We start from the raw sequence: 17,922 nt of genomic DNA on the forward strand, positions 1-17,922 counted from the left end.
GAAGTATAGCCATTTTTGCTATAAAACTTACTAAAAAAAGTGTGACTTAGTTGTTTTTTTTTGAAATTTATAAAAAAATTGTTCTTTTATTATGTTTTTTAATGCTATATAAAATTTTTTTGATGGTTTTTGTAACCATAATATGATTATTATGGCTACAAGTTTTATTAATTAGTTAAAAGTTTTGAATATAAAGTTTGAAGTGCAGCTTCTGCTACATTTTGAGATACACCAATATGTAATGATACTTTTGAAGGACTCATATCAAACATATCAAAAGTGATATTGTTTTCTTTTAAAGCTGTAATTGCATCAACTATAGCAAACGTATTTTCTTTTAATCCAATACCAACTAAAGTAATAACTGATAAATTATATGTTACATGAATATTTCTTGTTTTTAATCTTCGCTCAATTTCTCTTCTTAGATTATTAATATTACCTTTTAAATCTTCTTGATCAACTAAAATAGCAATATCATCTTTATCTGTTGGATAATGATAAGTATTAATACAGTACTCACTAAAGATTTTAAGTAGTTCTGCTGTAAAACCTATTTCATCAGCAAGCATATCTTTTTGAAGATGAATTGAAGCCATATTATCAAGTTTGGCAATTCCAACTAAATCTTCCATTGGAACTCTTTCATTTAATATAAGTGTTCCTTCATGTTCAGGATTGTTTGTATTTTTAATATTGATAGGTATTTTACTTTTCTTACAATTTAGCATTGCATCAAAATGAAATACATTAAAACCTTTTGAACTTAATAGTCTTAATTCTTTAAAAGTAAGTCTTGGAATTACATTTGCATCACTTATAACCCTTGGATCTACTTCATAAACACCATTTGTATCTGTCCAGTTTTCATAAATATCAGCATCTAAAGCATAAGCTAACTCTCCACCTGTTAAGTCAGAACCACCTCTACTCATAACTGCAATTTCATTCTCTTTTGTAACTCCATAAAAGCCAGGAACTAAATACATTTCATGTTTATCAAAAGTAAACTTATCTGCAATATTACAATGCGTTGCTTTTTGAACTTTCCCATTTGTATAATCAGAACTCAATAAAAATCCAAAATCTTCTGGTAACATTAGCTTTATATTTAAGCCATTTTTTTTCATATATTGTGCAATAATCTTAGCATTATAATGTTCACCTCTTGATAAGAAAAAAGCTTGTTTTTTATCATCTTTTAAAGTACTATTAACCAAATCTTTTTCTAACTCATTCAATATCACTTTTTTATCCACTTGTAAATCATCACAAAGTTTTTCAAATTTACTAATAATCGCAGATAAACTTTGTTTTGTAGATATTTCTATTTTTTGCTCACAAAAATGTTTTCCATTAGTAGCTAAATTTAATAAATGATCTGTAATTTTCTCATTATATTCATCATCTCGACCTGGTGCTGATACAACTATAACTCTTCTTTCTTTATCACTTTTTACGATATCAAAAACTTTTTTTATCTGGGAGGAGTCTTTTACTGAACTACCTCCAAATTTACAAACTTTAATATTCATTTTAATTTTTCCTTATATTATTCGTGTATTTATATTACTTGATAGCCTCTGTGTCTGATAGTGTTTATAAAATTATCTTGAAAAGTATTTTTTATACCTTTTCTAATAATATTTATGTTTACCTCAACTACATTTCTAACTACCCATTCAGGATCATCCCAAATCACATCTAATATTTCATCTTTAGATATCGATGACCTATGTCTATTTTTTACTAAATACATTAAGATACTAAAAGGTTTTCCTTTCATTACTAACTTATTGTTGTTTTCATCAGTTAATGAATTTTCAATAGTATCAATAATATATTTATTTTTAAAAGTTAATTTATTCTGAAAATTTTCTCTATGAATTGATTCAAGTTTTGCTAGAATCAATTCATTACAAAGAGGCTCTTGAAGAACACATAAAGCTCCATACCTTAATAAATTTGTTTCAAAATGCTTTTCACAATTATCAGTCAAAACAACTACAGCTGTAAGTCTTGGATCAATATACTTTAACATTTGTTTTAAATCAACATAAGAATTGCTTTTTATAATTACTAAGTTATAGTATCTTACTTCACAATGATAAATAGCATCCTCTATATCACTTGCCTTATCACAAATATAAAGCTCTTCACTCTCAAGCTTATTAATTAAATCTTTGTTAACATCTAATGATAATAAACGCATGGCTTATATATAAATCCTTTTTTTGTTTTTTTCATCAAAGACTAAAGTTAAAACTTCACTATCCAATAAAAGCGACTGCAATGTTTTTACTTCTATTTTTGATTCTTTTTTAAAATAGTTTTTAATTTCTTTAATTGCTACACTAATATTAGAGTCATCACTAAACTCTAATATCAATGAATTATCACTTAAAATTACTTTTTGATTTTTAAGATTACACTTTTTTAATCCACTAACAAATTTAAAAAATAAAAGTTTTGATTCTCTTGGTATTTTTAAATAGTTCTTTATGTATATAAAACGCATTTTTAATCCTCTAAAGGATATACTCCATTTTCATCATGATGTTCTGTTCCTTTAATAGGAGGATTAAAGACACAAATAAGTCTCATATCTTCACTCCCTCCATATAAATTATGATCATCATGATTATTAAGAGCATACATCACACCATCATAAATTTCATGAACCTCACCTGTTGCTAAGTCTTCAATTTTTCCATTTCCAGCTACACAATAAACAGCTTCTAAATGGTTTTGATAATGAATATGTGTTTTTGTATTTGCTTTAATAATAGTCTCATGAAATGAAAATCCCATTCCTTCATCTTTTAAAAGCATTCTTCTACTAACCCACTGACCACCATCTGCAAAAACTTCTCTTTGAGTTCCTATTACATCTTTTTTAATATCTTTTACAATCATCTTAAAACTCTCCTGATAGCTTTTCTTTTTTCTGTGACATTAATCTATCTACAGCTTTTTCAAATCTACTTAATCCTTCAACTAAAGTATCTTCATCAATAATTAATGGTGGTAAAAATTTAACAATTTGATCTTCACTACCACAAGTTTCTACAATAAGTTTTTCCTCAAATGCCATAGAAGATAAATCACTTGCTATTGAATTGTCACCTTTTATATCAAAACCATAAGCTAAACCTCTACCTCTTACAGTAACATCTAATTCATCTTTATGTTTTTCTGCAATTTTTTCTAGTTTCTCTTTTATGATTTTTTCTTTATATTTTACTGCATTTGATAAATCATCATTTTGCCAATACTGCTCAATAGCAACTTTTGCTGCAACAAAAGCTAAATTATTACCTCTAAATGTTCCTGTATGCTCACCTGGTTTCCACTGGTCTAAATCAGGTTTTAATAGTACAAGTGCCATAGGTAAACCACCACCAACAGACTTTGACATAGTTACAATATCAGGATTGATTCCTGCAAATTCAAATGAGAAAAACTCACCACTTCTACCATTACCAACTTGAATATCATCAATAATTAATAAAATGTCATATTCTCTACAAATTGATTCTAGTTCTTGTAACCACTCTTTAGAGGCAACATTAATACCACCCTCACCTTGAATAGTTTCAACAATAACAGCTGCTGGAATATCTAAACCACTACTACTATCCTCTAAAAACTTTCTAAAGAAAGTCATAGTATTCATATCTCCAAAATAACCATCAAATGGCATAAATGTAGCATTTGATCTACTAATATAACTCTCATCTCTATAGTCATTGTTTCCTGTTACAGAAGATGAACCTTGAGTTAAACCATGAAACCCATTTGTAAAAGATACGACATTTGATCTACCCTTTACTAGTCTTGCAAGTTTTAATGCTGTTTCAACTGCATTTGTTCCTGTAGGTCCTGTAAATTGAACCTTATAGTCTAAGTTTCTAGGAATTAAAATAGTATCTTGAAAAGTTTGTAAAAAATCTTTTTTAGCACTTGTTGCCATATCAAGACCATGAACAACACCATCTTTTTGGATATATTCAATTAAAGCTTTACTAATATGATCATTATTATGTCCATAATTTAATGTACCAGCACCAGCAAAAAAATCGATAAACTCTTCACCTTGTTCGTTTGTTAAAACTGCACCCTTTGATGTCTCAAAAATGGTTGGGAAACTTCTTATATAACCTCTTACTTCTGACTCTAAATTTTCAAAAATTCTCATTGTGTATCTTTCCTTAATTTTATTCGTATTATTTTTATTTATTTAAAGGGTCCTATTTTATATAGAACCTCTTCTTCATGTTGGTGTTCAAAATCATCTGTTGTGAAAAACTCTGCACTTTTCATATTTGTTTTAAAATGCTCTGCTAATTTTTCAAAAACTCTAATTGAAGCATTATTACTTGGAGAAACAGTTGTATGTAGATAGTTAATATTTAACTCTTCTCTTTGAATTATTTCCATAATAAGTCTTCTTGCTAAATCATTTCCTCTAAAATCACTATCAACTGCTACTTGCCAGATAAATAAAGTACTTGGTTCATTAGGTATTATATACCCCGAAACAAAGCCAATTACTTTATCTTCATAAGTAGCAACAGAACATAAATCTTGAAAGTGTGTTGATTGTAAAAGATATAAATATTCAGAATTTACATCAAGAACCTTAGTACTCTCAACAAGTTTATAGATTTTTTTACCATCTTCTTTTCTTGGTTTTCTTAATACTATGTCATTTTTATTCAAAATATTTTCCTTTTAAACTTTATTTTTGATTTATATTTACATAAATTATGTAAATATTTTACATAAAGTCTGTCAAAATTATATATAACTTATCTTAAATTATTCTTAATTTTATAACATTTTATAGATTAAAGTGTATTATTTTTTATATTTCTGTGTGATTATTTTTAATTTTTTGTTTAGATTTTATTAAGTATATTTCTATTTAAAGTAATCATAAATCCCTAAATAAAGGGATTTATGATATTTAAAGTAAGTAAGTGTTTTTAGAAGCTTTCGCCAATATTTTCTTTTTCTAAAAGTTCTTTTGAAAATTTAACAACTTTATTTCTTCCTGTTTGTTTAGCTTCATAAAGAGACATATCTGCAAATTTAATACATTTCCAAATACTATCACTATCTTGTGGAAACATAGAACATCCTACACTTAATGTTTTAGTAAAAGTTTCACCATTTGCACTAATTTTTTCTTTTGAAAAAGCTTTTCTTATATTTTCTGCTACATTTATAACATGAGTAGCATCACAATTGTAAAGTAATACAAGAAACTCTTCTCCCCCATATCTTATAGCAATATCTGCCTTACGTATATTATTTTTAATCACTCCTGAAACAATTCTAATTGCATCATCACCAACATCATGACCATAAGTATCATTTATCATCTTAAAGTAATCAATATCTATCATCAGAACAGAATAATTTATCTTTGCTCTTGCAGCTTGTGGAATAGATACATCTACAAACTCATCTAAGAATTTTCTATTATACATTCCTGTTAGTTGGTCAACTCTTGCCATAAGATTTAACATCTGCATTAATTTTTTACTAACAATTGCAGGTCTTGCTGTTGTTATGTAATCTTCAATATCAGTTATAAACTCTCTTACTAGTGCAGTTTTTTCTTTTGATTTTGTTACAATTGTTAAAACTAAAGTTATATCATTTGAAATTGTATAAGGTGTACAAATATACTCTTCACCCTCTTTGTCATTATATAAAGAACACGATTTAGCAAAAACACTTGAATCTACATTTGCATGAATTCTATTTGCTCTACACTCTCCTTCAAGAATATTACAATGACATTCATTTTTACTATAAACTATCTTTTTTGTTTTACTATTATTATCAATTTCAATTAATGTAAAATCATCTAATTTAAATCTATTTTCTAAAACATAAGCTATTCTATTGTAAATATCTTCTAACTCCTTATCATTTTCAATTGTTTGCTTAAACTTATATATATCCGATAATCTATCAATTGTATTGTTTACATTTTTTAAAGGATCTGCTTCTTTTACATAGTTTTTGTTTTTAATAAAAATATATACTTTTCTATCTAACTCTTCTAGTGTATGTTGAAGTTTTTCTAAAAGTGTGTTTAATAATTCTGAAACATTTTTGCTCTCTTCATTTCCAAAATTTTTAACCCTTAAACTATAATCACCTCTATATGCAGCTTTCATAACCTCTTGAATAGAGTAAAAAATACTAACATAAGGTTTTATAAATCTATTTATTAATAGGAATATTAAGCCAATAAGAATTAATGTAAACACAATATTATACATCAATGTTTTGAAGCTACTTGTTCGAATATCAGTTATATCCATAACCATACTAACCGTTCCTAGAACCTCTCCTTCTTTTGCATTATGACAATTCATACAATTTGGATTACCAAATGCTGAAGCTTCAAAAGGAATAGTAACTCTCATAAGACTTTTTTGTGTAGTTTCTGTAGTTTTGGTTATTTCTTTTCCAGTTTTTAGAACTTCTTTATCTATTTTATCTCTTGGAATCTCATTATTAAAGCCCTCACCATACTGCTTAATAACTGTTGGGGATCGTGATAACCAAAGTTCATTAATATTTTCAGCTTGTTCAATTTGCTTTAAAAAAAACTCCCTATGATCCATCATCCCATTTACCATGTGAGCTGTTAAACCTGATTTTATAACCTCAGCAGTTAAATGAGCTTTTTTTTCTGCTGACTTAAGTCCATAATCTCTAAAATTGTATAGTGTACTTACACTCATTGCTATAAAAAACGTCACTAGCAATACAATTAAAGAGATAATAACTTTCTGTTTTGAATTCATCCATACCCCTAATACCATGAAAATTTGTATAAAATCATATCTAAATTAAATAATTATGTAAAATAACAAATTTTAATTTAAGAAAATAGTATTAAAAGATATTTTTAATTTATTATTTTATTATAGGAAGCTCACTTGAAGCTCTTTTTGACAACCATACTGGACCATCTTTAGTAATCAAAATATTCTCTTCATGAACCATCTCTTTACCTGGAAGATATTCCATTCCTGGCTCTAAAGTTAAAACAACTCCTTCTTCTAAAGGTGTATTATCATTTATAGTATTAGAAGGCCACTCTGTAAGTTGCATTCCAAGGCCATGTCCTAGTCTTCCTACACTATTTCCTAAAGCTCCACCTTCTTGCATTACTTTATTCATAGCATTGAAAACATCACTTGTTGTATTACCAACAACACTTGCTTCAAAACCTGCTTGTGTGGCTTTAAATACTACTTCATAAGCTTTTTTTGCTTCATCACTTGCATATCCAAAAGCATAGTTTCTATCAAAATCACAAAAATAACTATCATAAACACACCCCGTATCAATGATAAAAATGTCCCCATTTTCTAATACTCTTTGTGTAGGCCCCATAATAATAGACCCATATCCACCCTGCCCTGAACCAGCTATGAGATATGGAAAATCATCAACTCCTAAAGATAGAAGATGATTTTTAAATCTTTGACAATTTTCTCTTTCACTTTGACCTACTTTAAGTAAGCTTGGTAAATCCTCAAAACCTTGAGATACTACTTCACAAATATATTTAATCTTTTGTATCTCAGCAGGAGATTTTATATATCTTACATATCTTAAAATTTTTGTGGCATCTTTTATTTGAACATCATCAAGAGATGAAAGTAATTTATCATAATCTTCAAGGGGCATTCTAAGAGTACTTTCATGCCCTTTTGGAATACCTAAAGTTCTAAATCTTTTCATTAATGCTTTAATATTTAATGATAAAAGAGATATTCCTTCATCTTGTGGATTAGGAGATGTCCATGTTTGAATATCTTCAATCCATGTATCTCTCATACCACTTTCACCAATTACTGGAATAATAGCTTTTGGTTTATCATCTAAAGGTATTAATACAAACCAAGGTCTAGTTGGACTCTCAAAAAACTGTGTTTTAAAACCAGTGTAATACTCAATATCAACTTGAGTTGTTAATAAAATAGCATCTATTTCTTCATCAAACATCAACCTTTGAATTTTTGCTAATCTATTTTCATACTCTTGTTTCTCAAAGCCTCTTTTTGGTGCTTGTAACATATTAGTTTCCTTTCAACATTCTCACATAAACAGAAGGAATAGCTGCATATAAAGCTGCACATAAAATTAAATCTGCTTTTTTTACTTCTTCATTTGGTGCATGGGCAAACTTTAATTCACCTGGTCCATATCCAATAACAGGAATATTATGTTCCCCCATGATAGATACACCATTAGTTGAAAATGGCCAAATATCAATAACAGCTTCTTTTCCAAATAAATTTTTGTAAGCCTTTGCTACACTTTGTGTAACATCATGTTCTACTTCTATTTTCCACGGTTTAAAAGAACACTCTTGTCCATACTCTAAACCTGTATATGAAGGCTCTTCATAGTTATAAATACTTACTTTTGCATCTGCTGTTTTAACTGCTGGTAAATTTCTTATTTCTTGAAGTGCATCCTCAGGTTTTTCACCCCAAGTTAAACGTCTATCAATAGAAATAGTACAAGAGTCTGATACAGCACATCTTGATGGTGATGTTGAACTAATCTCAGATACAGTTAAACAACCTTTTCCAAGTAAATCATCAACTAATAAGTTTTCATTTAAAGCTCTTAATTCTTGAAGAATTCCTGACATTTTATAAATTGCATTATCTCCTGTATGAGGAATTGATCCATGAGCTGATGTTCCATAAGTTGTAACAGAAATCTCCATTCTTCCCTTTTGAGCTCTACAAATCTTTCCATCACTTGGTTCAGCAAGAAGTACAAATTCAGGTCTAATATTTTGTTCTTCAATCATATATTTCCAAGATAAACCATCACAATCTTCTTCAGCAACAGAAGCAGAAACTAAAAATGTAAAATCATCTTTAATATCTAAATCCGTAATAATCTTAGCTGCATATACAATAGAAGCAATCGCACCTTTCATATCAGTCGTACCTCGACCTATGATTCTGTTTTCATCTTCAAAACCTTCATAAGGATCATAATCCCAATTATCAAGGTTTCCAGCTCCTACCACATCTAAGTGACCATCCATTGCTATTAAATGTTTTCCCGTTCCAATATAAGCTAAAATATTTCCCATTGGGTCTATATCTATTTTATTAAAGCCAAGCTTTTTCATTTCATCAATAGTACATTTTGCAGCCAAAGATTCATCTCCTGAACCACCTGGACATCTAACTAGATCTCTTGTGAATCTATAAATATCTTCTTTATAAAATTGGGCTCTTTGTTTTATTTGCTCAAAAGGAATACCTTCAAATATTTTTTCCATTTTATTTTCCTCTATGCCTTACTTAAGACTTCTTGTGAACTTTTACCTACAAGTTCAGTATAAATTTGCTCATCAGTATCACCCTCAGTTCCTAAAAATAAAACTTTAGAGTTTTCATCTAATTGTAAAATTTTTCTATACTCTTCATCAAACTGAGTAATCATAAAGCCAGCAAGACCTGCAACTGCTGACTCCCCTGCAACAACAGGATTAGGTAAAGACGCTAAATATTTCATAGTTTCAGCAATTGGCTCATCAGGAATAGAGAAAAATGCTTTTGTTGTATGTTCTAAAATTTTCCAAGCCAATAATGATACTTCTCCACAAGAAAGACCTGCCATAACCGTGTCTAAATCTCCATGAACTACAGTTGGTTCACCATTTCTTGCACTTTGTAGTAAACAATCTGCATTTGTTGGTTCTATCATTACAAAGATTGGTGAGTTTTCTCCATAAGTTTCGTGAATAAATGACACAACTGCTGCTGCCATTCCACCAACACCACCTTGTAAAAATACGTGAGTTGGTTTCTCACCCATTTGTCTTAAAGCCTCATCAACCATTATTGTGTAACCTTGCATTACATCTTTTGGAACTTCTGTATATCCTTCATAAGATGTATCAGAAACTGTAAAAAATCCTTTTTCATTTGCTACTCTTGAAGCTTCATGAACTGAATCATCATAATTACCCTCAATTCTATGCATAATTGCACCATATTTAGCAATCTCTTTTTCTCTTGTAACGCTTACATGACTATGAATAAAAATCTCACAATTACAACCAAAAATAGAAGCACCCCAAGCTACTGATTTACCATGGTTTCCATCAGTTGCACAAGAAACAGTTATCTTACTAGTAATATCTTTGTATTTACCACTTAATAAATCTTTTGAATTTGCTTCAATTCCTTGCTCTTTTAATTTATTTATTAAAAGATTAGCAACAGCGTAAGCTCCACCTAGAGCTTTAAAGCTTTTTAGTGAAAATCTATAGTGTTCATTTTTATAATATAATTTTGAAACTCTTGTTTGTTTTGCTAAATCATCTAAACTAACAAGAGGTGTTTGCTCAAAACCATCCCAAGAAGTAATCTCTTTTGAAGCTTTTTCAAAACCTTCAAGGCTTAAAATATCTTGATGTTTATACTCCTCAACTCTTAAATTTTTTGTATTATCAAAAAGTTCCGTTTGCTCTAAATATTTTTTAAAATTGTTTATCATAATTGTTTTCCTTTTTTATTAAATTTAATTTTTTATTTATCAAATGCTAAATCTCTTAAAAATAGCGCTGTGTCAGGGAAGAAAATCAAAATCGCTGACATTAATACTAAGATTAAGAAAAATGGTAAAATTCCACTAATTACTTGCATATATGATTTTTTAAACACTGCTATTGCAGTAAAAATATCACATCCAAATGGTGGTGTAGCAGAACCAATTGCCATTTGTAAAGTAATTACAACTCCTACTAAAACTGGGTCAATTCCTGAACTATCAATAATAGGCATAAATACAGGTGTTAAAACAAGTAATACAACTATTGAATCAACAAACATACATCCAATTACAAAAGCAAGAGAAATTACAAACAAAATAAACTCAGGACTTGCATTTTCTAAATCAAGAGCTCCAAGTAACTCTTGAGGTATCATTTCAAAAGAGATATACCAAGAAAAAGCCTGTCCTGCACCAACTAAAATAAATACAACTGCTGTAATAAGACCTGTACTTAATGATGAATCAATTAAATCATTTATTCCAAGTTTTTTATAAATAATCACTTCTAAAATAATTGCATATAAAACAGAAAATGCTGCTGCTTCTGTTGGAGTAAAAGCTCCACTATAAATTCCACCTACTATTAATACAGGGAAACCTAAAGGTAAAATAGCTTTTTTTACTGCTTTAAATCTTCCTTTCCAATCAACTTTAGGAGCAAGAGCAATACTATCTTGGTGAACTATTGAATATATATAACAATAAACAGAGAATAAACCTGCTAATACAATTCCAGGACCAATTCCTGCAATAAATAACTCAGCAATATTTGCATTTGCTAAAACTCCAAATAAGATAAGTCCGATACTAGGTGGTATTAACCAAGCAATGTCACTTGCATTTATAATAAGTCCTAAAATAAAACTATCTTTATACCCTGCTTTTAAAAGTTTTGGTCTCATAATAGTACCTACTGAAACAACTGTAGCTTGAGTTGAACCTGAAACAGAACCAAATAAAGTACAAGCTAAACAAGTTGTTATTGGTAAACCACCTCTATAGTGTCCTATAAAAACCTCAATTAAGTCCAATAATCTATTTGCTGTGTGACCTCTTGTCATAATATCAGCTGCAAAAATAAACATAGGAATTGCGATTAAAGCATTTGGTGTAATCCCAGTAATCATCTGCTGTATGATATTTTGTAAAGGCAAATCAGAAAAATGTAAAAAACCTATCATTGTAGCTATTGTTAAAGGCACAACCATTGGAAAACTTAAAAACAATAAAATTACCATTACACTTAAAAGCGTAAATGTAATTACATATACATCAAGCTCACCATTTATTACATTTTGAAAAAATTCTAACATGCTTGATCCTTTAAGTCTGTATCTTTTTGCTCAATTACATCATAAGAAAGATATATTTCTTCATATAATAAGTTTTGAACAAATCTGATAAAAAATTGTAACCCAGCCATAAAAAAGCCTATTGGCACTATCATATAAACTAAATACATTTCAATTTGAAGTGCAGGACTTTGCCTATTCATGCCCTTTAATTGTAATACATACTGTAAAGCTTCATAAGCTAATAAGAACATTAAAAAAGACGTACAAATAGCAATTATTATCATAAGAGCTTTCTTTTTCTTATGACTTAAAGAATCATATATTGCTGTCATTCTTATATTTCTTCCATTTCTTACAGCATAAGCTAGACCAATAAATGTTACTGACACCATTAAAAATTGATTTAATTCCTCAGAAAAATATATACTTTGATTAAAGATATATCTTCCTAAAGCATTTGCTGTTGTATTTATCATCATAAGCATAATAGATAAAGCTAAAATAACTTTTTCTATTTTTGCTGTAAAAGAATTTACTTTTGCTAAAATATTTTTCATCTTATCTTTCTTTCTCTAAGATTGAACCAAAGCCATAAATAGGCTTTTTATACTTTGCTAACCTTAGAATATCCCAAGCCATAACTTGGTTACTTGTTAAAATTGTTTTTCCAGTAATCTTTTCTAACTCATCTATATATCTGCAAATATTAATATTTGTACAAGAAACAAATATAGTTTTTACATCTTCATTTTTAGCCATATCAATTACTGCATTTTTTACAGAAGTAGGAGTTATAATAGGAACTAAGTTATCATTTGGATTATTAAACGTAGCCACATCTACAGCTTTAATATCAGGTAACATCCCATCAACAATTCCTTGTGTAACTTCTAAACTATAAGGAGTAATAACTCCTAACTCATCTATATCTAAAAATTTACAAATACTTTTAATAGCACTATAAGGATTTGTAACTTCATCTATTTGTCTATTTAAATCGCTATTTTTAATGATTTTAGAAACCTCATCTTCACCTATTGTCATAGACGCAGATGTACATGAAAAAGCAACTACATCAAGTTTCATACCAGGAACGATAGAGTTTGTAGCACTTGATAATTGATTTTTAACTTGCATTAAAACTTCTGGACTTAATTCAACTGAATCTAACATAACTCTAGATGGAAAATAAAGTATTCCTGTATCTTTAAAAATTGCTTCAAACTCATATAAAGTTATTTGATCTGTTGCTAAAAGAATTAAACCTACTTTTCCATTATATGAAATTTGATTATCTAACTCTTTTTCTAAAATTCTAATTTCCATATTTAACCTTTTATAGCCCCAAAGGGGCTTATACTAATGTCTTTTTTCAGCTTCTTTTACTTCTTGGATTAAATCACTTAGAATCTCTTTAGCTTCTTTTTTTGCTTGTTCTTTTTTTCCATTTGGATATGCTTTAGCAACAACATCTAAGAAAGTCCCATGAAGAGATTTACTTAACTCTTTAAATCTTGCTCTTTCTTCTTGCGTTAAAGTTATAAGTTTTAACTCAGGATTTTCTTTTAACATTTTTTGAGTGTTTTCTTTGTTAATTCTTTTTTGATATTCAAAGGCTGCTTTATTAGCTGCTTTAATTGCTTTTTGAATAATCGCTTGTTTTTCAGGTGTTTGTTTTGCATACCATTTTGCGTTTGTCGAAATTGTTCCTATATAAGGCTGTTGTCCTGGGAACATAATATATTTTTGAACCATGTGCCATTTTGCATTATAGATGAAATACATAGGATTTACCATTCCATCAATTGTTCCTAATTGTAAAGAAGAATAAACCTCTCCCCATGATAAAGGTGTTGGAACAGCTCCAAAAGTTTTGTATGTTTCAACAGGAATTGTTGAAGTAAATGTTCTTATTTTTTGACCTGCAAAATCTTCTGGAGTTCTAATAGGTTTATTTGCACCCCATGCCATTTCACCTTCACTTATCATAGAAAGTAGTTTTAAATTTGCTTTTTCAAATTTAGGCGCTAAATCTTCATAAATAGTTTTACTTGTAGTTAAAACTTCATAAGCTGCATTTTCATTATTTGTTAATACATAAGGGATTGAGATTGCTTGAACTTCAGGTACATAAGAACCTAAATGTCCAGTTCCAACTGATACAAATTGAATTGAACCGTTTGAAGTTAGTTCAACAATGTCATTTTCACCACCAAGTTGCCCATAGTAATAGATTCTAACTTTAATTTTTCCATTAGATTCTTTTTTAACTACTTTAGCAAACTCTTGAGCATATATGTCTTGTACATCTTTTTTTGCTTCTTCACTTGCAAACTTCCATGTCTCTGCACTTAAACTAACTGCACTTAATAATAGTGCGCATGCTGTTCCTAGTAACTTATTTCTAAACATATCTATTCCTTTTTAATTTATATATTGTCAGTTTACCCCTCAATAACTTAAAATATACTTAAGATATATTCTAAATATGTTTAAAATATATACTACATAAAATATAGTATAATTCTAGTATATCTTTTTATAATAATAAATGTTTTTTGATTATTTTATAGTTTTTTTGTATAAAATCTATATACCCAAAAAAGGTATATAAATTAAATTAAATTTTTTCTAGTGAAAGCTTCAAGATAGTCAATTAAATCATCAACAGCTGCTACTGCTTTTTGTTTATCTTGTTCTAAAACAGCTTCTAAAATATATTTATGTAAAGTCTGTCCTTCTTTATGGTCTTCTTTTTTTGCATAAAAATACCAAAATCTATGAGATAGTCCTTGAACATTTCTAAGTTCTTCATAGATAAATTGATTCTTTGAACATTTTGCTAACACTTTATGTCTTCTTTTTAACCAATATAAAAATTCAACATCATCTTGTTCATCAACAACATCTAATAACTCTTGAATTGCTTTTTTATCAATCTCTGTTAATCTATCTATTGCTTTTTCAACACATAATTTTAAAATAGCTCTTCTTACTTCTAAGAGTTGAAGTTGAGTTGAGCCACTCATTTCAGGTATTAAAACTCCTATTCTTGATACATTAACCAAAGATTCATTTGCTAACATCCTTAAAGCTTCTCTAACAGGAGTTCTACCTGCACCTATCATTTCAGATATTTCTGCTTCTGTTAAGACTGTTCCTGGTTCAATTTCACAAAAAACAATAAGATCTTCAAGTTTTTCATAAACTTGTTCAGTCATTGTTTTATTTTTATCTCGTTTTAATTTTTTTTTCATTGCACTACCTAAAATATAGATTTGTATTTTTATTATACATAAATATATTTTAAATATATTAACTATACATTTATATCATCAATCAATCTATAGCCAATTCCTTTTAAATTTTTTAAAATACTAGGAGGTATTTTCTTCTTAAAATTTTTAACAAAACCTTTTACTGCATTTTCACTTGCGAACTCTCCATTCCAAATAAACCAATTCATTTGCTCATAGGTAACAATTTTATTTTTAATTAATAGTTTAAAAAAAGTTAATTCCCTTTTTGTTAAAAAAAAAGTTTTATTAGGACTTATTACAGCACTATTTTTTTCATCTAAAAGCCAATTATCACATATATGCTTTATTTCAATTTTTTTAAACTCTTTGAAGAACCAATCTATTATTTGTTGATTCTCCAAACTTAAAGGTATTTTTATATTTAGAAAGTTTTCTTCACAGTTTTTATTAAACTCTATTCCATTAGATATAAGATTAGACTTATTCATAATAAACTCTTTTTTTATTAAACTTTTTGTAGTGTAATATCAATAAACTTATACGAAGGAGTAAAACTTTTATTATCAAAATGGTTTATCGAAACTAAAGGTGTTGCCTCAGGAAAATAAGCTGCTGCACAGCCTTCTTTTATATCATAAGCTATGATCTCAAAGTTATGCACTTCTCTTTTTATATTATCTTTAGAATGTGATTGAATATTTACTAAATCTCCATTTTTAAATCCAAGTTTAGCTATATCTTTTTCATTTAAAAAGATAATCTTTCTTTTGTTTTTTATCCCTCTATATCTGTCATTTGTATCATATACTGTTGTATTAAACTGATCATGAGATCTCATTGTCATTAAAATAAGATGTTCGTCTTCTAGCTTTAAAGTAGGTAATTCATTTACTATAAAATTTGCTTTTTTACTCTTTGTTTCCCATACTCTATTTTTTGCACTATTATATAACTCTAAACTCTCTTTATTTTCCATAGTTGTATTATATGAAGTAAATAAAGGTAATACTTCCTCAATTTTTTCTCTAATTTTATTATAATCTGTAATCAAGTCTAAGAAATCTACTTTTTCATTTCCAAAAGTAGCATTTGCTATTCCTGCAATAATGGCAGGTTCTGATTTTAAATCTCGTGAAGCTGGGATATTACTACCTTTTGAAGCATGAACCATACTCATAGAATCTTCTACTGTTACACTTTGTACTCCATTTTGCTGAATATCTAATTCAGTTCTCCCAAGGCAAGGTAAGATTAAAGCTTCTTGTCCACAAATTAAATGACTTTTATTTAAATGTGTAGAAATATGAACAGTTAAAGCACAAGACTCTAAAGCCTCATAAGTTATTTTTGTATCAGGTGCTGCATCTGCAAAATTTCCACCAAGTCCTATAAATACTTTGTTTTTTTCTGTTTTCATAGCTTTTATTGCATGAACTACATCATAACCATGACTTCTAGGACTTACAATATCAAAAACACTATCTATTTTCTTTAAAAACTCTTCTTTAGGTGCTTCGCTAATTCCTACTGTTCTATCACCTTGAACATTACTATGACCTCGCACAGGACAAGCCCCAGCTCCTTCTTTTCCAATATTACCTTTTAAAAGTAATAAATTCATAACTTCTTCAATAGTAGCAACACCATGTTGATGTTGAGTTAATCCCATAGCCCAACAGCAAATAGTTTTATTTGAATTTGCATAAAGTTTAGCAATTTCTATAATCTCTTCTTCTTGAAGTGATGTTTCTTCAACTAAGCTTTTCCAATCTTTTTTAAGTATCTCATTTTTATACTCCGTAAAACCAGCTGTATGCTCATCAATAAACTCTTTATCCAAACAAGCTTCATCATTTTCTAAAATATATTTGATAATAGCTTGAATTAAAGCCATATCACTACCCATTTTTACTTGATAATAGTGAGTTGAAATAGGAGTTGCATTATTTGTTAACATTTGTCCTACATCTTGAGGATGAGTAAATGAAACTAAACCTGCTTCTTTTAAAGGATTTATAGAAACAATTTTAGCACCTCTTTTTGAAGCTTTTTGTAATTCACTTAACATTCTTGGATGATTTGTTCCTGGATTTTGACCAAAAATCATTATTAATTCTGCTTTATCAAAATCTTCTAAAGATACTGTTCCTTTTCCAATTCCTACAGATTCACCCATTCCTACACCAGAACTTTCATGACACATGTTTGAGCAATCAGGGAAATTATTAGTTCCTAACATTCTTCCCATAAGTTGATATAAAAATGCAGCTTCATTAGATGTTCTACCTGATGTATAAAATATTGCATCATCTGGTTTTTCTAAAGTTTTTAAATGTTTAGCAATTATTCCAAAAGCCGTATCCCAAGATATAGGTACATATTTATCTTTATATCTATCATAATAAAAAGGTTCAGTTAAACGCCCTTGATTAGTAATAGTATAAACATCATATTCATTTAATTGAGATACTGTAGTCTCTTCAAAAAGCTCTTTTGAAGCTCTTTTTTTTGTTGTTTCAAAAGCAATAGCTTTTACACCATTTTCACAAAACTCTGTCATAGAACGCTCATTATCACTAGGATCAGGCCAAGCACACCCAGGACAATCAAAGCCTTTTACTTGATTAAGACTAAAAAGCATTTTAGAACCTTTAAAAAATCCCTCTCTCATTAAAAACTTGCCAGAGGAGATAAGTGCACCCCACCCTCCAGCTGTTTTTACATTTAAATGTTGATTTTCCATT

At 28.7% G+C, this 17,922-nt stretch carries 17 protein-coding genes; all 17 read right to left on the reverse strand.

Annotated elements, in window-relative coordinates; translation table 11 throughout:
• Positions 1–167 precede the first annotated feature (167 nt).
• Entirely contained in the window at positions 168–1,535 is a 1,368-nt protein-coding gene (locus tag ACH5BK_RS03560) for an aspartate kinase (RefSeq protein WP_404304490.1), read from the reverse strand.
• 29 nt (positions 1,536–1,564) lie between these two features.
• Positions 1,565–2,212 (reverse strand): winged helix-turn-helix domain-containing protein, encoded by a 648-nt coding sequence (locus ACH5BK_RS03565; RefSeq protein ID WP_404304492.1) that lies wholly within the window; start codon positions 2,210–2,212, stop codon positions 1,565–1,567.
• Positions 2,213–2,215: 3 nt separating this feature from the next.
• Positions 2,216–2,518 carry a hypothetical protein gene (locus ACH5BK_RS03570; protein ID WP_404304494.1) on the reverse strand — a complete coding sequence of 101 codons (303 nt, stop codon included), beginning with the start codon at positions 2,516–2,518 and terminating at the stop codon, positions 2,216–2,218.
• A gap of 2 nt (positions 2,519–2,520) precedes the next feature.
• Positions 2,521–2,916, reverse strand: a complete 396-nt coding sequence (locus ACH5BK_RS03575; RefSeq protein WP_404304496.1) for an ectoine synthase — start codon at positions 2,914–2,916, stop codon at positions 2,521–2,523.
• A 1-nt stretch (position 2,917) separates the two neighbouring features.
• Positions 2,918–4,198 (reverse strand): diaminobutyrate--2-oxoglutarate transaminase, encoded by a 1,281-nt coding sequence (ectB, locus tag ACH5BK_RS03580; protein WP_404304498.1) that lies wholly within the window; start codon positions 4,196–4,198, stop codon positions 2,918–2,920.
• 38 nt (positions 4,199–4,236) lie between these two features.
• On the reverse strand, positions 4,237–4,722 hold the full coding sequence (ectA, locus tag ACH5BK_RS03585; RefSeq protein WP_404304500.1) for a diaminobutyrate acetyltransferase: 486 nt from the start codon (positions 4,720–4,722) through the stop codon (positions 4,237–4,239).
• Between the two features lie 266 nt (positions 4,723–4,988).
• Entirely contained in the window at positions 4,989–6,830 is a 1,842-nt protein-coding gene (locus ACH5BK_RS03590) for a GGDEF domain-containing protein (protein ID WP_404304502.1), read from the reverse strand.
• Positions 6,831–6,942: 112 nt separating this feature from the next.
• The gene (locus ACH5BK_RS03595) at positions 6,943–8,112 is read right to left on the reverse strand and encodes a M24 family metallopeptidase (RefSeq protein WP_404304504.1); all 1,170 of its coding nucleotides are present in this window, start codon (positions 8,110–8,112) and stop codon (positions 6,943–6,945) included.
• Between the two features lies 1 nt (position 8,113).
• Positions 8,114–9,343 carry a YgeY family selenium metabolism-linked hydrolase gene (locus tag ACH5BK_RS03600; RefSeq protein ID WP_404304506.1) on the reverse strand — a complete coding sequence of 410 codons (1,230 nt, stop codon included), beginning with the start codon at positions 9,341–9,343 and terminating at the stop codon, positions 8,114–8,116.
• Positions 9,344–9,354: 11 nt separating this feature from the next.
• Complete coding sequence (locus tag ACH5BK_RS03605; RefSeq protein WP_404304508.1) at positions 9,355–10,566, reverse strand: diaminopropionate ammonia-lyase; 1,212 nt, start codon at positions 10,564–10,566, stop codon at positions 9,355–9,357.
• Between the two features lie 32 nt (positions 10,567–10,598).
• Positions 10,599–11,936 carry a TRAP transporter large permease gene (locus ACH5BK_RS03610; protein ID WP_129090771.1) on the reverse strand — a complete coding sequence of 446 codons (1,338 nt, stop codon included), beginning with the start codon at positions 11,934–11,936 and terminating at the stop codon, positions 10,599–10,601.
• Positions 11,930–12,475 carry a TRAP transporter small permease gene (locus tag ACH5BK_RS03615; protein WP_404304510.1) on the reverse strand — a complete coding sequence of 182 codons (546 nt, stop codon included), beginning with the start codon at positions 12,473–12,475 and terminating at the stop codon, positions 11,930–11,932. Before ACH5BK_RS03615 ends, ACH5BK_RS03610 begins: the two co-directional genes overlap by 7 nt.
• 1 nt (position 12,476) lies before the next feature.
• Positions 12,477–13,244 carry a hypothetical protein gene (locus ACH5BK_RS03620; RefSeq protein WP_404304512.1) on the reverse strand — a complete coding sequence of 256 codons (768 nt, stop codon included), beginning with the start codon at positions 13,242–13,244 and terminating at the stop codon, positions 12,477–12,479.
• Positions 13,245–13,277: 33 nt separating this feature from the next.
• The gene (gene dctP, locus ACH5BK_RS03625) at positions 13,278–14,330 is read right to left on the reverse strand and encodes a TRAP transporter substrate-binding protein DctP (protein WP_404304514.1); all 1,053 of its coding nucleotides are present in this window, start codon (positions 14,328–14,330) and stop codon (positions 13,278–13,280) included.
• Between the two features lie 203 nt (positions 14,331–14,533).
• On the reverse strand, positions 14,534–15,175 hold the full coding sequence (locus ACH5BK_RS03630; protein ID WP_404304517.1) for a GntR family transcriptional regulator: 642 nt from the start codon (positions 15,173–15,175) through the stop codon (positions 14,534–14,536).
• 62 nt (positions 15,176–15,237) lie between these two features.
• Entirely contained in the window at positions 15,238–15,666 is a 429-nt protein-coding gene (locus ACH5BK_RS03635; RefSeq protein ID WP_404304519.1) for a helix-turn-helix domain-containing protein, read from the reverse strand.
• A 17-nt stretch (positions 15,667–15,683) separates the two neighbouring features.
• Positions 15,684–17,921 (reverse strand): FdhF/YdeP family oxidoreductase, encoded by a 2,238-nt coding sequence (locus tag ACH5BK_RS03640; RefSeq protein ID WP_404304521.1) that lies wholly within the window; start codon positions 17,919–17,921, stop codon positions 15,684–15,686.
• Between the last annotated feature and the right edge of the window lies 1 nt (position 17,922).

This window comes from Arcobacter sp. YIC-80, assembly GCF_044841725.1.
In the GTDB taxonomy this organism is placed as follows: Bacteria; Campylobacterota; Campylobacteria; order Campylobacterales; family Arcobacteraceae; genus Arcobacter_B.

What these genes read in the sequence shown, in the direction of transcription:
- ACH5BK_RS03560 (WP_404304490.1), bottom strand. Translation starts at nt 1,535, where the DNA reads ATGAATATTAAAGTTTGTAAATTTGGAGGTAGTTCAGTAAAAGACTCC.
- ACH5BK_RS03565 (WP_404304492.1), bottom strand. Translation starts at nt 2,212, where the DNA reads ATGCGTTTATTATCATTAGATGTTAACAAAGATTTAATTAATAAGCTT.
- ACH5BK_RS03570 (WP_404304494.1), bottom strand. Translation starts at nt 2,518, where the DNA reads ATGCGTTTTATATACATAAAGAACTATTTAAAAATACCAAGAGAATCA.
- ACH5BK_RS03575 (WP_404304496.1), bottom strand. Translation starts at nt 2,916, where the DNA reads ATGATTGTAAAAGATATTAAAAAAGATGTAATAGGAACTCAAAGAGAA.
- ectB (WP_404304498.1), bottom strand. Translation starts at nt 4,198, where the DNA reads ATGAGAATTTTTGAAAATTTAGAGTCAGAAGTAAGAGGTTATATAAGA.
- ACH5BK_RS03590 (WP_404304502.1), bottom strand. Translation starts at nt 6,830, where the DNA reads ATGAATTCAAAACAGAAAGTTATTATCTCTTTAATTGTATTGCTAGTG.
- ACH5BK_RS03595 (WP_404304504.1), bottom strand. Translation starts at nt 8,112, where the DNA reads ATGTTACAAGCACCAAAAAGAGGCTTTGAGAAACAAGAGTATGAAAAT.
- ACH5BK_RS03600 (WP_404304506.1), bottom strand. Translation starts at nt 9,343, where the DNA reads ATGGAAAAAATATTTGAAGGTATTCCTTTTGAGCAAATAAAACAAAGA.
- ACH5BK_RS03605 (WP_404304508.1), bottom strand. Translation starts at nt 10,566, where the DNA reads ATGATAAACAATTTTAAAAAATATTTAGAGCAAACGGAACTTTTTGAT.
- ACH5BK_RS03610 (WP_129090771.1), bottom strand. Translation starts at nt 11,936, where the DNA reads ATGTTAGAATTTTTTCAAAATGTAATAAATGGTGAGCTTGATGTATAT.
- ACH5BK_RS03615 (WP_404304510.1), bottom strand. Translation starts at nt 12,475, where the DNA reads ATGAAAAATATTTTAGCAAAAGTAAATTCTTTTACAGCAAAAATAGAA.
- ACH5BK_RS03620 (WP_404304512.1), bottom strand. Translation starts at nt 13,244, where the DNA reads ATGGAAATTAGAATTTTAGAAAAAGAGTTAGATAATCAAATTTCATAT.
- dctP (WP_404304514.1), bottom strand. Translation starts at nt 14,330, where the DNA reads ATGTTTAGAAATAAGTTACTAGGAACAGCATGCGCACTATTATTAAGT.
- ACH5BK_RS03630 (WP_404304517.1), bottom strand. Translation starts at nt 15,175, where the DNA reads ATGAAAAAAAAATTAAAACGAGATAAAAATAAAACAATGACTGAACAA.
- ACH5BK_RS03635 (WP_404304519.1), bottom strand. Translation starts at nt 15,666, where the DNA reads ATGAATAAGTCTAATCTTATATCTAATGGAATAGAGTTTAATAAAAAC.
- ACH5BK_RS03640 (WP_404304521.1), bottom strand. Translation starts at nt 17,921, where the DNA reads ATGGAAAATCAACATTTAAATGTAAAAACAGCTGGAGGGTGGGGTGCA.